General features: G+C 63.1%; 10 protein-coding genes. 3 read left to right on the top strand and 7 right to left on the bottom strand.

Annotation, left to right across the window (positions count from 1 at the left end; genetic code table 11):
• The first annotated feature begins 135 nt into the window (after nt 1–135).
• On the top strand, nt 136–1,938 hold the full coding sequence (locus ATY77_RS25815; RefSeq protein WP_088689412.1) for an extracellular solute-binding protein: 1,803 nt from the start codon (nt 136–138) through the stop codon (nt 1,936–1,938).
• A 63-nt stretch (nt 1,939–2,001) separates the two neighbouring features.
• Nucleotides 2,002–2,673 carry a DsbA family oxidoreductase gene (locus ATY77_RS25810; protein WP_088689411.1) on the top strand — a complete coding sequence of 224 codons (672 nt, stop codon included), beginning with the start codon at nt 2,002–2,004 and terminating at the stop codon, nt 2,671–2,673.
• Between the two features lie 42 nt (nt 2,674–2,715).
• Here the strand turns inward: ATY77_RS25810 and ATY77_RS25805 are convergent, their stop codons facing one another.
• The 3 genes from ATY77_RS25805 to ATY77_RS25795 all read right to left on the bottom strand — a co-directional run bounded on the left by ATY77_RS25805 (nt 2,716) and on the right by ATY77_RS25795 (nt 7,091).
• Nucleotides 2,716–3,183 (bottom strand): OsmC family protein, encoded by a 468-nt coding sequence (locus tag ATY77_RS25805; protein ID WP_088689410.1) that lies wholly within the window; start codon nt 3,181–3,183, stop codon nt 2,716–2,718.
• Between the two features lie 99 nt (nt 3,184–3,282).
• Nucleotides 3,283–6,789 carry a transcription-repair coupling factor gene (gene mfd / locus ATY77_RS25800; protein WP_088689409.1) on the bottom strand — a complete coding sequence of 1,169 codons (3,507 nt, stop codon included), beginning with the start codon at nt 6,787–6,789 and terminating at the stop codon, nt 3,283–3,285.
• Entirely contained in the window at nt 6,786–7,091 is a 306-nt protein-coding gene (locus tag ATY77_RS25795) for a succinate dehydrogenase assembly factor 2 (protein ID WP_088689408.1), read from the bottom strand. Before ATY77_RS25795 ends, mfd begins: the two co-directional genes overlap by 4 nt.
• A gap of 92 nt (nt 7,092–7,183) precedes the next feature.
• Between ATY77_RS25795 and recG the strand changes: the two genes are divergently transcribed.
• The gene (recG, locus tag ATY77_RS25790) at nt 7,184–9,289 is read left to right on the top strand and encodes an ATP-dependent DNA helicase RecG (protein WP_088689407.1); all 2,106 of its coding nucleotides are present in this window, start codon (nt 7,184–7,186) and stop codon (nt 9,287–9,289) included.
• A gap of 39 nt (nt 9,290–9,328) precedes the next feature.
• Here the strand turns inward: recG and ATY77_RS25785 are convergent, their stop codons facing one another.
• From ATY77_RS25785 to ATY77_RS25770, 4 genes are all read right to left on the bottom strand, one after another.
• Nucleotides 9,329–10,036 carry a DUF502 domain-containing protein gene (locus tag ATY77_RS25785; RefSeq protein ID WP_088689406.1) on the bottom strand — a complete coding sequence of 236 codons (708 nt, stop codon included), beginning with the start codon at nt 10,034–10,036 and terminating at the stop codon, nt 9,329–9,331.
• A gap of 134 nt (nt 10,037–10,170) precedes the next feature.
• Complete coding sequence (gene glmS, locus ATY77_RS25780) at nt 10,171–11,997, bottom strand: glutamine--fructose-6-phosphate transaminase (isomerizing) (RefSeq protein ID WP_088689405.1); 1,827 nt, start codon at nt 11,995–11,997, stop codon at nt 10,171–10,173.
• A gap of 110 nt (nt 11,998–12,107) precedes the next feature.
• Complete coding sequence (glmU, locus tag ATY77_RS25775; RefSeq protein ID WP_088689404.1) at nt 12,108–13,469, bottom strand: bifunctional UDP-N-acetylglucosamine diphosphorylase/glucosamine-1-phosphate N-acetyltransferase GlmU; 1,362 nt, start codon at nt 13,467–13,469, stop codon at nt 12,108–12,110.
• Nucleotides 13,470–13,622: 153 nt separating this feature from the next.
• Entirely contained in the window at nt 13,623–14,408 is a 786-nt protein-coding gene (locus ATY77_RS25770; protein WP_088689403.1) for a FadR/GntR family transcriptional regulator, read from the bottom strand.
• Between the last annotated feature and the right edge of the window lie 4 nt (nt 14,409–14,412).

Genomic DNA, 14,412 nt, shown 5'->3' with positions numbered 1-14,412 from the left:
TCCAGCATTTCTTTGGCAATTTCGGGAGCAATTTCGTCGCCGTGCCAAAGAAATGGTGCCGAAGTGTTGGAATCGCTCGACCAGATGATAGTCTCGCGGTGAATCATGCCCGTTTCACGGATCAAGGATTGCCGAATGCTCCGGATCGTTGTCCCTCTCGTCTTTTCGCTGCTGTGCGGCACTGTCGCCGCCGAGCCGCTGCACGGTATCGCGATGCATGGCGAGCCGGCCCTGCCGGCTGATTACAAGCACTTCCCTTACGTCAATCCGGACGTGAAGAAGGGCGGCAAGATTACCTACGGCGTCGTCGGCACCTTCGACAGCCTCAACCCGTTCATTCTGAAGAGCATGCGCACGACGGCGCGCGGCATGTGGGACCCGGAATACGGCAATCTCGTCTACGAATCGCTGATGCAGCGGTCGCGCGACGAGCCCTTCACGCTTTATGGCCTGCTGGCCGAGACGGTCGAGTGGGACGACAACAGGAGCTTCATCCAGTTCAACCTCAATCCGAAGGCGAAATGGTCCGATGGCCAGCCGGTGACGCCTGAGGACGTGATGTTCACCTTCGAGCTGATGCGCGACAAGGGCCGTGTGCCCTTCTCCAACCGCCTCAAGGTGGTCGACAAGATGGAGAAGGTCGGCGAGCACAGCGTGCGCTTCACCTTCAACGACAAGGCCGATCGCGAGACGCCGTTGATTTTCGGCCTTTTCCCGGTGCTGCCGAAACATGCGATCGATCCCGAAACCTTCGACCGCACCTCGCTGACGCCGCCGGTCGGTTCCGGCCCGTATAAGGTCAAGACGGTCAAGCCGGGCGAGAGCATCACCTATGAACGCGACCCCAATTACTGGGGCAAGGACATTCCCGCCAAGGTCGGCACCGACAATTACGACCAGATCACCGTCCAGTATTTCCTGCAGGACACGACGCTGTTCGAGGCCTTCAAGAAGGGCGATGTCGATATCTATCCCGACGGCAATCCCGGCCATTGGGCCAATGCCTATAATTTCCCGGCGGTGACCTCGGGCGCTGCGATCAAGGACGTGTTCACGCCGAAACTGCCGAGCGGCATGCTCGGCTTCGTGTTCAACACGCGCCGGCCGATCTTTGCCGATGCGAAGGTGCGTGAGGGCTTGTCGCTGGTGTTCGATTTCGAATGGGCGAACAAGAATCTCTATTCCGGGGCCTACAAGCGCACGCAGAGCTTCTGGCAGAATTCGGAGCTTTCGAGCTTCGGCGTTCCGGCCAATGCCGCGGAGATTGCCCTACTCGGGCCGATCAAGGACAAGATCGCGCCCGATATTCTCGACGGCACCTATAAGCTGCCGGTCACCGATGGTTCCGGCCGCGACCGCAATGTGCTGAAGCAGGCCGTTGCACTGCTGAAGCAGGGCGGTTATGCGATCCAGGGCGGCAAGATGCTCGACGCCTCCGGCCGTCAGCTCGCCTTTGAAATCATGACGCAGAATGCCGACCAGGAGAAGCTCGCCGTCGCCTACCAGCGTTCGCTGCAGGCGATCGGCATTGCGGCCTCGATCCGCACTGTTGATGATTCGCAGTATCAGAGCCGGACAAACAGCTTCGACTACGACATGATCATGAAGTCCTACACATCCTCGCTCTCCCCTGGAAATGAGCAGCTCGGCCGCTGGTCTTCGGCTGCGCGGACGCGCGAGGGCACGGACAGCTTTGCCGGCGCCAACGATCCCGACCTCGACACATTGATCGATCGCGTCTTGCGGGCACGCTCGGCAGAAGATTTCACCGCAGCGGTACGCTCCTACGACAGGCTGCTGCTTTCCAGCCATTACGTGCTGCCGCTCTATCATATGGACCAGCAATGGGTGGCCCGCAGCAAGCGCATCGGCCATCCCGACACGGTGCCGCTTTATGGCTACCAGCTGCCGGTATGGTGGGATACAAGCGCCCAATAGAAGCGCCGAACGCCTCGGCCCGATGTCTCCTCCGGGAGACGCACAGAAATAAGGAATATCATGATGGAGCGCATCACCATCGACGTCGTCTCGGATGTCGTTTGCCCCTGGTGCTATCTCGGCAAGGCACGGCTTGAGCTCGCCATCGCCGAGGTTCAGGACGAGGTCGGCGTCGATATCAACTGGCGGCCCTACCGGCTCAATCCCGACTATCCCAAGGAAGGCGTCGATCAGAAGAAGGCGCTGGCACAGAAGCTCGGCGGCGAGGAACGCGTGGCGCAGGCCCACAAGATGCTGACCGATCTCGGCCGCGAGGTCGGCATCGCTTTCGATTTCGAGGCGATCAAGATCGGCCCGAACACGCTCGATGCCCATCGGCTCATCCACTGGGCGATGATTGAAGGCCGCGAAAAGCAGGACCGGGTCGTCGCCGCGCTGTTCAAGGCGAATTTCGAGGAAGGCCGCAATGTCGGCGACCATGCGGTGCTGCTCGATATTGCCGAAAAAACCGGCCTCGACCGCTCGGTCATCGCCTCGCTGCTCGCCTCCGATGCCGATCGCGATCTGATCGTGGCCGAGATTCAAGCGGCCCAGGAAATGGGCGTCAACGGCGTGCCCTTCTTTATCTTCGACCAGCAGTATGCGGTCAGCGGCGCACAGACGCCCGACGTGCTGGCGGGCGCACTGCGCGATATCGCCAAGGCGAAGGCCGAGGCGCGATCGGGGCTTAACTGAGGTTAGACCTCTTGGCGATTAGCCGCGTCCCTCCGACGTGGCTCACCCCAGAACCGGAACGCAGCGCACCTCGGTTTTCACCGAATTGGCGATGAAGCACTCATCGTGCGCGCGATGATGCAGGGCTTCGAGCTCGCTCAGCGAGGGCCGCTTGTCGCGGGAGAAGACGACCTGCGGATGGAGCGTTACGACAGTCATCGCAAGGCGGCCTTCGGCATTCTTCTCCATGATGCCTTCGGCGGCATCGGTGTAGCTGTCGACGCAAAAGCCCTGTTTGGCGGCGATCGACAGGAACCAGAGCATGTGGCAGCTGGAGAGCGAGGCGACGAAGGCCTCCTCCGGATCGATGGCGTCTTCGGCGGAATAGGGCAGCGGAACGACATGCGAGGACGAGGATGCCCTCACCTCGATGCCGCCGTCGAAGGTCCAGCGATGGACGCGGTTGTAGCGATTGTCGGTGAAGGTCTCGCCGTTTCGCTGCCAGGCGATCGTTGCGCCGTATGTCGCCATCCCGCTTTTCCTCCGATCTCTTTGTCCTTACGCATTCCTGGCAAAAGCGCTTCGCGCTTTGCCTGGCAAAACCGCTGCGCACTTTTGCTGGAACTGCTCCTATTTCGCCATCTCGGCCAGTTGCGTCATGATAACGGCAGCGCCCTGCAGGCGTTTTTCCGGGGTCGGCAGATCGCGGGTCAGGAACAGGCTGTGGTCGGGGCGGATCTTCGCCATCGTGCCCTGTTTGCCGATATAGCCGACGAGGTTTGCCGGGTTGGGGAATTCCTTGTTGCGGAACTGCACCACGACGCCCTTCGGGCCGGCATCGAGTTTTTCGACATTGGCGGTGCGGCAGAGCGACTTGATGTAGACGATCTTCAGGAGATGCTGGACTTCGATCGGCATCGGCCCGAAGCGGTCGATCATCTCGGCGCCGAAGCCGTCGATCTCCTTGAGTTCCGTGAGTTCGCCGAGACGGCGGTAAAGCGCCATGCGCAGATGCAGATCGGGAACGTAGTCTTCCGGAATCATCACAGTCGTGCCGACCGAGATTTGCGGCGACCAGCCGGTGTCGTGGATCTCATCGACGCCCTTGACCTCGGCGACCGCCTCTTCCAGCATCTGCTGGTAGAGCTCGAAGCCGACTTCCTTAATATGGCCGGACTGTTCCTCGCCGAGCAGATTGCCAGCGCCGCGGATATCGAGGTCGTGGCTTGCCAGCTGGAAGCCGGCGCCGAGCGTATCGAGCGACTGCAGCACCTTGAGCCGGCGTTCGGCCGTCGCCGTCAGCACCTTGTTCACAGGTAGGGTGAAGAGCGCGAAGGCGCGCACCTTCGAACGTCCGACACGGCCGCGCAGCTGATAGAGCTGCGCAAGACCGAACATATCGGCGCGGTGGACGATCAGCGTGTTGGCTGTGGGCACGTCGAGGCCGGATTCGACGATGGTGGTCGATAGCAGCACGTCGTAGCGGCCCTCGTAGAAGGCGTTCATGATGTCTTCCAGCTCGCCGGCCGGCATCTGGCCGTGCGCCACGGCGACCTTCAGTTCCGGCACGTCGGACTGCAGGAAGGCGTGCACATCAGCGAGGTCGGCAAGCCTCGGGCAGACATAGAAACTCTGGCCGCCGCGATAGTGCTCGCGCATCAGCGTCTCGCGGATGACGAGGCTATCGAAGGGCGAGATGAAGGTGCGCACAGCCATGCGGTCGACCGGCGGCGTGGTGATCAGCGACAGTTCGCGCACGCCGGTCATGGCCAGCTGCAGCGTGCGCGGGATCGGCGTGGCCGACAGCGTCAGCACGTGCACATCGCTTTTCAGCTCCTTCAGCCGCTCCTTGTGCTTGACGCCGAAATGCTGCTCCTCGTCGATAACAAGCAGGCCGAGATTGGCGAATTTGATGCCGGCGCCAAGCAGCGCATGGGTGCCGACGACGATATCGGTCTTGCCTTCCGCCACCTCCTTCTTGGTCAGCGCCAGCTCCTTCGATCCGACAAGGCGTGAGGCCTGCTGGACACGCACCGGCAGACCGCGGAAACGCTCGGAAAAAGTCTTGAAATGCTGGCGGGCAAGCAAGGTCGTCGGCACGACGACGGCAACCTGGACGCCGTTCATTGCCGCGACGAAAGCGGCGCGGAGCGCCACCTCGGTCTTGCCGAAACCGACGTCGCCGCAGACGAGGCGGTCCATCGGCCGTCCGGCGCCGAGATCCGAGCGCACCGCATCGATGGCGTTGTCCTGGTCTTCGGTCTCGTCATAGGGGAAGCGGGCGGCAAATTCGTCGTAGAGGCCGTCCGGCGTCGTCAACATCGGCGCATGACGCGTCAGGCGCTCGGCGGCGATGCGGATCAGCGCATCCGCCATATCGAGGAGGCGCTTCTTGAGTTTCGCCTTGCGCATCTGCCAGGCGCCGCCGCCAAGCTTGTCGAGCTGAGCCTCGGTGCCCTCGCCGCCGTAGCGCGAGAGAAGATCAATGTTTTCGACCGGCAGGAAAAGCTTGGCTTCGTCTGCATATTGCAGTTCGAGACAGGCGTGCGGCGCGCCTGCCGCTTCGATGGTCCTGAGGCCGACGAACCGGCCAATGCCGTGTTCGGCGTGGACGACGATCGAGCCCTCGTCCAGGCCCGCGACCTCCGAGATGAAATCCGCTGCACGCTTGCGGCGCTTGGAGCGGCGCACCATGCGGTCGCCGAGGATATCCTGTTCACCGATGACGATGAGATCGCCGGCCTCGAAGCCGGATTCGAGATTGAGCACGGCAGCGGCCGCCTCGCCTCTGGCCAAGGAGCCGATATCCTTCAGCGCCTCGATCGGCTTGACCTTTTCGAGGCCATGTTCGTTCAGAACTTGCAGCAGGCGTTCCAGCGAGCCTTCGGTCCAAGCGGTAACGAGAACCTTGCCGCCGCCGGCACGGCGGTCGGCAATATGCTTGACGACCGCATCGAAGACATTGATGCGTTCCGCATCGCCGCCGCCTTCGGCATTGGAACGCGCCCAGCGCTGCCCCTGGCGGGCGTCGACATTGATCACCCGCCGTGCCTCGCCCTCGTGCTCGTTGAAGGGGCTGATGCGGATCGCGCCGAGCGCATCCAGGGTTTTTGTGAAAAGCTTGCTGTCGAGATAGAGCTGGCCCGGCGCAACCGGCTTGTAGGGTGTGCCCTGCGCCATCTGGCTGCCCTTGGCAGGCTGGCCGGAATTCAGCCGCGCTTCGAAATAATCGAGGACGAGCTTGGAGCGCTCCTCGGCCGCCTCACGCACCGTATGGTCGGTGACGACACGGAAGCCGCTGAGATAATCGAAGACGGTATCGAGTTTCTCGTAGAAGAACGGCAGCCAGTGCTCCATGCCCGGATAACGGCGGCCTTCGGAGACGGCGAGATAGAGCGCGTCGTCGCGGGTCGCTGCGCCGAAGGCCGAGAGATAGTTCTTGCGGAAGCGGCTGATCGTATCCGGCGTCAGCGTCACCTCGCTCATCGGGTTGAGATCGAGGGAGCGCACCTGCCCGGTCGTGCGCTGGCTCGCCGGATCGAAGCTGCGGATCGATTCCAGCGTATCGCCGAAGAAATCGAGGCGGACCGGCTCTTCCGAACCCGGCACGAAGACATCGAGAATGCCGCCGCGCACGGCATATTCGCCGACCTCACGAACGGTCGCGACGCGATCGAAGCCATTGCGCTCCAGCCTTCCGGCGAGATCGTCCATGCGCAGCTGGTTGCCGGGGCGAGCCGAAAAGCTCAGGCTCTCGATGACGTCGTGCGGCGCCACCTTCTGCAGCATGGCATTGGCGGTGACGAGCACGATCGCCGCATGCGGCTTCTTCCGATGCGCGATAAGGCCACCCAAGGCGGCGAGCCGGCGAGCCGAATTGTCGGCGCTCGGAGAGACGCGGTCATAGGGCAGACAGTCCCAGGCCGGCAACGTCAGCACCGGAATGTCGGGGGCGACGAAGCCCAGCATCTGTTCGAGATCGGCCATACGGTGCCCGTCTGACATGACATAGGCGACCGGCTCTCCCGCCCGGGCGAGCTCGGCCAGCAGCAGCGGTTCGAGGCCGGCAGGCACATTGCCGATCGTCAGCGGCTCGGCAATCGCCGCAAGCTTCTTCGCATCGAAACCAGGGATCATTCCGGCGTCCTGAGGGGCTTATCGAAATCGGGCGTGTAGGCGGCGAGGCGGGCAAACATCGGTGTCTGGAAACGCTCGGGAACCGGCCATGTTCCCATGATCCAACGAAGAAGATCATTGTCCTCTTCCGCCATGATCGTCTCGAATTCGTCGAGCTCGACTTCCGAAAGCGTCGCAAGCTCCGCCTCGGCGAACTGGCCGAAGACCAGGTCCATCTCGCGGATGCCGCGATGCCAGCAGCGGAAAAGGATGCGGCGGCGGCGCGGGTCGAGACCGGCACTCGTGAGCGTGACACCTGTCATGGCATTACCTTCCTGTTGATGCGCCTCTATAGACCCTGGAAAGCGGCTTGTCAGCCTTGCCAAGGCCGCATTGTTCATCGCATTTTGGCCGCATGCGCCCCGCCATTCTCGATCCTCTGTTTTCTCCCGTTTCGGGGCTCCCGGGCGTCGGCCCGAAGATCGCCGAACTGCTCGTCAAGCTGCTCGGGCGCGAGACGCCGGAGGATTGCCGGACCATCGATCTCCTCTTCCACGCGCCCTTTTCACTGATCGACCGGCGCAACCAGCCGGGAATCGCCCGTGCGCCGCAGGGTGCGATCGTGACGATCACGGCACGCGTCGACCGGCACCAGCCAGCGCCGCGCGGCAAGAGCAATGTTCCCTACCGCGTCTTCCTGCATGACGAGACCGGCGAACTGACGCTGGTGTTCTTCCGCGGACAGGCGGCCTGGCTGGAAAAGCAGCTGCCCGTCGACGCGGAAGTGACCGTCAGCGGCAAGGTCGACTGGTTCAACGGCCGCGCCTCGATGGTGCATCCCGACTATATCGTCAAAGCGGAGGAAGCGGAGAACCTGCCGCTGGTCGAGCCGATCTATCCGCTGACGGCGGGGCTCTCGCCGAAGACATTGCGCAAGATCATCGATGCCGCCTTGCCGCGCTTTCCCGAGCTGCCGGAATGGATCGATCCGGCGCTGGCGCAGAAGCAGGGGCTGCCGTCGATCCGCGACAGCTTTCATATGCTGCACGAGCCGCGCGACCCCTCCGATATCGATCCGCAGGCCCCTGCCCGGCGGCGGCTCGCCTATGACGAATTCCTCGCCGGCCAGCTTTCGCTGAGTCTGGTGCGCCAGAGGCTGCGCAAGGTGGCGGGCCAGCCGGTCAATGCGACGGGTGCCGTCAGCGGCAGGATCCTGAAGGCGCTGCCCTTCTCGCCCACACCAAGCCAGAACGAGGCGATCGCCGACATTCTGAAGGACATGGCGGGCACCGAGCGCATGCTGCGGCTGCTGCAGGGCGATGTCGGCTCCGGCAAGACGCTGGTGGGGCTGATGGCGATGGCGGCGGTGATCGAGAGCGGCGGCCAGGCCGTGCTGATGGCCCCGACCGAAATCCTGGCGCGCCAGCATCACGCGACGATTTCGAAATTCGCCGCCTCTACCGGCCTCGGCATCGAGGTGTTGACCGGGCGCACCAAGGGACGCGAACGGGAGGAGATCCTGGAGCGCATCGCCTCGGGTGCCGCGCAGATCATCATCGGCACGCATGCGCTGTTCCAGGATACCGTTTCTTACGCCAACCTCATGCTTGCCGTCGTCGACGAGCAGCACCGCTTCGGCGTGCATCAACGGCTCAGGCTGACGGCCAAGGGGATCTCGCCGCACATGCTCGTCATGACGGCGACGCCGATCCCGCGCACGCTGGTGCTTGCCGCCTTCGGCGACATGGATGTCTCCAAGCTCACCGAGAAACCGGCCGGCCGCAAACCGATCCAGACGATCACCGTACCGATGGAGCGGACCGGCGAGATCGTCGGGCGGCTGCAGAGCGCGATCGCCGAGGGCAAGAAGGCGTACTGGATCTGCCCGCTCGTCGAGGAATCTGAAGAGCTCGACCTGATGTCGGCCGAGGAGCGGCATGCGACACTGGTCGCCGCCCTCGGTCCCGACATCGGCCTCATCCACGGCCGCATGAGCGGGCCGGAGAAGGATGCGGCGATGATGGCCTTCAAGAACGGCGAGACCCGGCTGCTCGTCGCCACCACGGTCGTCGAAGTCGGCGTCGATGTGCCGGATGCGTCGATCATAGTGATCGAACATGCCGAGCGTTTCGGCCTGGCGCAGCTTCACCAGCTGCGTGGCCGCGTCGGGCGCGGCGATGAGGCCTCGACCTGCATCCTGCTCTACAAGGGACCGCTCGGCGAGACCGGCCATGCCCGGCTTTCGATCATGCGGGAGACTGAGGACGGCTTTCGTATCGCCGAGGAAGACCTGAAACTGCGCGGCGAAGGTGAGCTGCTCGGCACCCGGCAATCGGGCACGCCCGGTTTCCGCATCGCCAGCCTCGAGGCGCATGCCGACCTTCTGGAAATCGCCCGCAAGGACGCCGCCTATCTCATTGAGCGCGATCCGGAGCTGACGAGCGAAAGAGGGGCGGCAATCCGCACCCTGCTCTATCTCTTCCGCCGCGATGAGGCGATCCGGTTCTTAAGAGCGGGATAAAGCGCGCCAAAACCGCTAAACAGTTTTGGGCGACATGCATCAATCTGCCTTCGAGACCGCCACAGGCTTCGGCCGCGGCAGATGCTTCTGCTTCGGCTCGCACGGCTTGTGCTCGGGGGCGACGAGGCCGCCCGATATCAGGAACTTGGCGGCATCTTCCGGGCTCATGTCGAGCATGACGATCTTCTCGCGTGGCACGAAGATCAGGAAGCCTGCGGTCGGCACGGGTGTCGGCGGCAGGAAGACGGCGACCATGTCCTGGCCCATGGCGTTGAACTTCGAGGCGATCTCGCCCTTTGCGTCGGTGGCGATGAAGACCAGCGCCCAGAGGCCGGGACCGGGATATTCGATGAGGCCGACCTTCTTGAAGGAGTTCGCCTGCTCCTTCAGCACGGTTTCGAAAATCTGCTTCACGCTTCGATAGACGGTGCGCACCAGCGGCATGCGCTGGACGATCGATTCACCGAACCGGACGATGCTCTGGCCGATCAGGTTCTTGCCGAGGAAGCCGACGACGGTGATCAGCACGACGGCGATCAGCAGGCCGAAACCGGGAATGGCGAAATTGAGATAGCTTTCCGGATTCCAGCGCGCCGGAATATAGGGCCTGACCCAGCTGTCCGACCAGTGGATGAAGGTCCAGGTCAGCCAGATGGTAATCGCGATCGGCGCGCAGATGATCAGGCCTGCGAGAAAATTGTTCCTCAGCCGGGTCGCGACCGGCATTCTGGGGGTGTTGTCGGTCATCTCTCCTGATGAGCTCCATCTCGGTCCTGGACAGGCCGGAACGCCGGCCTTTCCCCCTTGTCCGCCTGGTAAAACTGCCAGAATTCGGGGCGTGGCACAATATGTTTCAGCGCGAAGATCGGGTCCTCGTGGGCTTATTCCACGGTCACCGATTTCGCCAGATTGCGAGGCTGATCGACATCGGTGCCCATGAAGACGGCGGTGTGATAGGCGAGCAGCTGGATCGGCAGCGAGAAGATCATCGGGGCGATGATTTCATCGACGACAGGAAGGGTAATCGTCGCCATGGTCGGCAGTTTCGAGGCCGCCGCTCCCGCCTCGTCGGTGATGAAGATGATGCGGCCGCCGCGGGCTGCGACCTCCTGCATGTTCGAGACCGTCTTTTCGAAGAAGCGGTCATAGGGGGCGATGACGATAACCGGCATGTTCTCGTCGATCAGCGCGATCGGTCCGTGCTTCAGTTCGCCGGCGGCATAACCTTCGGCGTGGATATAGGAAATTTCCTTGAGCTTCAGCGCGCCTTCCATAGCAAGCGGGAAGCTGGTGCCGCGGCCGAGATAGAGCACGTCCTTGCACTTCGACAATTCGCGCGACAGGCTTTCCATCTGCGGCTGGATGAGGTTCAGCACCCGGCTCATGATGCGCGGCATTTCGGCGAGATGGCGCACCAGCGCCCTCTCCTCCTCGGCGCTCACCGTGCCGCGCGCCTTGCCGGCGCCGATCGCCAGCGATGCCAGCACGGCCAGCTGGCAGGTGAAAGCCTTGGTCGAGGCGACGCCGATTTCAGGGCCGGCCATAATCGGAAATACGGCGTCGGATTCGCGGGCGATCGTCGATTCGCGGACATTGACGACGGCGCCGATCTTCAGGCCGTTATCGCGGCAATAACGCAGCGAGGCCAGCGTATCGGCGGTCTCGCCGGACTGCGAGATGAATAGCGCTGCCTGCGACGGCGAAAGCGGCATTTCGCGGTAACGGAATTCAGAGGCGACGTCGATCTCAACAGGCAGGCGGGCATAACGCTCGAACCAGTATTTGCCGACGAGACCGGCGAGATAGGCGGTACCGCAGGCCGAGATCGCCAGGCCGGTCGCCGCCTTGAAGTCGATCGCGTCAGCATTGGCGCCGATCGTGTTCTCGGCGAAATCCACATAGTGGCTGAGCGCATGGGAGATGACCTCCGGCTGCTCGTAGATTTCCTTCTCCATGAAATGGCGATGGTTGCCCTTGTCGACGACATAGGCGGTCGCCTGCGAGATCTGGCGGGCGCGCTTGACCGGTTTGCCGGCGAAATCCAGGACCGAGACGCTATCGCGGGTGATGACGGCGCAGTCGCCGTCGACGAGATAGGTGATCTCGTTGGTGAAGGGCGAGAGTGCGATCGCATCCGACCCCAGGAACATCTCGCCACGGCCGTAGCCGACGGCAAGCGGGGGGCCGGAACGGGCGGCCATGATCGTGCCGGGATCGGCCTTGAGCATGACGGCCAGCGCATAGGCGCCGGTCACCCGGTTCAGCATCTTCAGCATGGCGGCGCGCGGCTCAAGGCCCTCGCGCAGGTATTTCGCCATCAGCTGGGCCACGACCTCGGTGTCGGTCTGGGTTTCGAAGACCGCGCCCTCCGCGGTCAATTCGTCCCGCAGCTCGGAGAAGTTCTCGATGATGCCGTTATGGACGACGGCGACACCTTCGACGAAATGCGGATGGGCATTGGTTTCGTTGGGAACGCCATGGGTCGCCCAGCGCGTATGGGCAATGCCGACTAGGCCTGGCAGCGGCTCGGCGTCGAGGCGCTTTTCCAGATTGAACAGCTTGCCCTCGGCGCGGCGGCGATCCATCACGCCCTCATGGATGGTGGCGACACCGGCGGAATCATAGCCTCGATATTCGAGGCGCTTCAGCGCATCGACCAGGCGCCCGGCAACAGGCTGAGTTCCGACGATCCCCACAATTCCGCACATGCAATATCCCCATGAGCCTTCGACAACGAGGCCAGTCCTAACGATTTCCGCTTATTTATCAATTGCCTCGGCGGTCACTTTCAATTTCTGCCGGTTACGCAAAGCGTGCCTCAGGCTTTCGCCTTCTTCGCGGCCTTGATGGCGAGCGCGCGCTCGCGCAACAGCGTTGCGCGGCCGGGCTTGATCTCCTGCCGGGCGCGGCCGAGGGCCAGCGCGTCGGCCGGCACATCGGCGGTGATGACGCTGCCGGAGCCGACATAGGCGCCGTCGCCGATCGTCACCGGCGCGACCAGCGACGAGTTGGAGCCGATGAAGGCGTTCTCGCCGATAACAGTCTGGCTCTTGTTGACGCCGTCATAATTGCAGGTGATCGTGCCGGCGCCGATATTGCTGCCGGCGCCGACGACGGCATCGCCGATATAGGTCAGGTGGTTGACCTTGGCGCCCTCGCCGATCCGGCCGTTCTTGACCTCGCAGAAATTGCCGACCTTGGAGCCATTGGCGAGGTCCGCACCCGGCCGCAGCCGCGCGAAGGGTCCTACGGTCGCGCCCTGGCTGACATGAGCGCCTTCGATATGTGAGAAGGCATGGATGACGGCGCCGCTGTCGATCACCGCGCCGGGACCGAAGACGACATTCGGCTCGATCAGCGCATCCTGGCCGATGACGGTGTCATAGGAGAGAAAGACCGTTTCCGGCGCGATCATGGTGACGCCCGCCAGCATCATCTCGCGGCGGCGGCGCTCCTGCCAGAAGCGCTCGATGATGGCGAGCTCGGCGCGGTTGTTGCAGCCGGTCATCTCGATTTCAGGCGCATCGACGGCGGTGACGCGGCCGCCCAGCGAACGGGCGATCTCGACGAGGTCGGTCAGATAGAATTCGCCCTTGGCATTGGCATTGCCGATACGCGAGAGAAGATCGAGCGCCTTGCGGCCGTTGATCGCCATCAGGCCGCTGTTGCACCAGGTGACGGTGCGCTCGGCATCGGTCGCGTCCTTCTCCTCGCGGATGGCGATGAGTTCGCCGTCCTTGACGAGCAGGCGGCCATAGCCGGTCGGACGGTCGGTGTGGAAGCCGATGACGACGATGTCGCTGCCATCGGCAAGACCCTGGCGGGCGGCCTTCAGCGGTCCGTCGGTCTGGAGCGGAACGTCGCCATAGGTGACCAGGATATCGTCATAGCCCCTGGCGATTGCTTCGCGCGCCGCCAGCACCGCATGGCCGGTGCCGAGGCGTTCCTTCTGCAGATAGGATTCGATGCCGACGCCGCCGATGCTCGCCGCCTTCGCGACGTCTTCGGCATCACGGCCGACGACGAGTGCGACGGACGAGATGCCGGCGGAGGCAACTGCCTCGACCACATGGGCGATCATCGGCCGTCCGGCGACCGGATGCAGCACCTTCGATTTCGAAGATTTCATCCGCGTGCTGTCACCGGCGGCGAGAATGACGGCAAGACAAGTGCGTTCCATGATTTGCTCCGCGAATCCGCGCCATGAGGCGTCTTTCCTGCCTCATACTGCATAATTTCTTAAATCGGAATCGATTTGCGGATAAATTATGCGGCAGCGATAGCGTCCCTTGCGCGTCTCAAAGATGCGCGGCGCCGTAAGTAAGCGAAGCCTTCACAAAGGTGAAATTGCAGCCGAGATCGGACCTGTAACGGCTTCGGAACCGCGGGCCGCGAAGGCCTCGCGCACATGATCGCGGCCGTCCACGATCACATCCTCCATCGCGCGCCGCGCGGCAGCGCTGTCTCCGGAAACGATCGCATCGACAATGCGCATATGCGTGTCGGCAATATTGGCGAAACCGTTTTCCGAGGGCGGCGTGCTCATGCGGAACATGCCGACGAGAGCCGCCTCGATGAGGCTGCCGAGGGTCCGCATGAAAGGGTTGTGCGAGGCTTCGGCGATCGCCAGATGAAAGCGCAGGTCGGCGAGCGCCATGCTGTCGGCGGTATGGCCGCTTGCCGCCATCTCGAGCGCCAAGCCGCGCAGCATTTCGATATCCTCGGCCTTCGCCCGTTCGGCGACGAGGCCGGCCGCGAAGGGCTCAAAGGCAAGGCGAATATCGTAGAGCTGCAGCAGGAACTCTTCCGTCACGCCGTTGTCGAAGTGCCAGGCGATGATCTCGCTGTCGAACATGTTCCAGAGGTTCTTTTCGGTCACGCGTGTGCCGACACGCGCCTTGGCAACGACCATGCCCTTGGCGGCGAGCGTCTTCATCGTCTCGCGCAGCACCGTGCGCGACACCTTGAAGCGTTGGGCCAGCTCCGTATCGCCCGGCAGGATCGAGCCGACAGGATAGGTGCCGGCGACGATCGCCTTGCCGAGCTCGTCGACCACCTGCGCATGGCTCGTCCGGGTTCGGCGCCCTGTCTTGCCTGTCTCGATCAATTTGTTGCGCAAGTGA

The organism is Rhizobium sp. R634 (assembly GCF_002211305.1).
Taxonomy (GTDB): domain Bacteria; phylum Pseudomonadota; class Alphaproteobacteria; order Rhizobiales; family Rhizobiaceae; genus Rhizobium.
Note: the sequence above shows the minus strand (reverse complement) of the source record. Positions and strands in the feature narration are given on the sequence as shown.

Coding starts and splice junctions, on each gene's coding strand:
- ATY77_RS25815 (WP_088689412.1), top strand. CDS start 136: ATGCTCCGGATCGTTGTCCCTCTCGTCTTTTCGCTGCTGTGCGGCACT.
- ATY77_RS25810 (WP_088689411.1), top strand. CDS start 2,002: ATGGAGCGCATCACCATCGACGTCGTCTCGGATGTCGTTTGCCCCTGG.
- ATY77_RS25805 (WP_088689410.1), bottom strand. CDS start 3,183: ATGGCGACATACGGCGCAACGATCGCCTGGCAGCGAAACGGCGAGACC.
- mfd (WP_088689409.1), bottom strand. CDS start 6,789: ATGATCCCTGGTTTCGATGCGAAGAAGCTTGCGGCGATTGCCGAGCCG.
- ATY77_RS25795 (WP_088689408.1), bottom strand. CDS start 7,091: ATGACAGGTGTCACGCTCACGAGTGCCGGTCTCGACCCGCGCCGCCGC.
- recG (WP_088689407.1), top strand. CDS start 7,184: ATGCGCCCCGCCATTCTCGATCCTCTGTTTTCTCCCGTTTCGGGGCTC.
- ATY77_RS25785 (WP_088689406.1), bottom strand. CDS start 10,036: ATGACCGACAACACCCCCAGAATGCCGGTCGCGACCCGGCTGAGGAAC.
- glmS (WP_088689405.1), bottom strand. CDS start 11,997: ATGTGCGGAATTGTGGGGATCGTCGGAACTCAGCCTGTTGCCGGGCGC.
- glmU (WP_088689404.1), bottom strand. CDS start 13,469: ATGGAACGCACTTGTCTTGCCGTCATTCTCGCCGCCGGTGACAGCACG.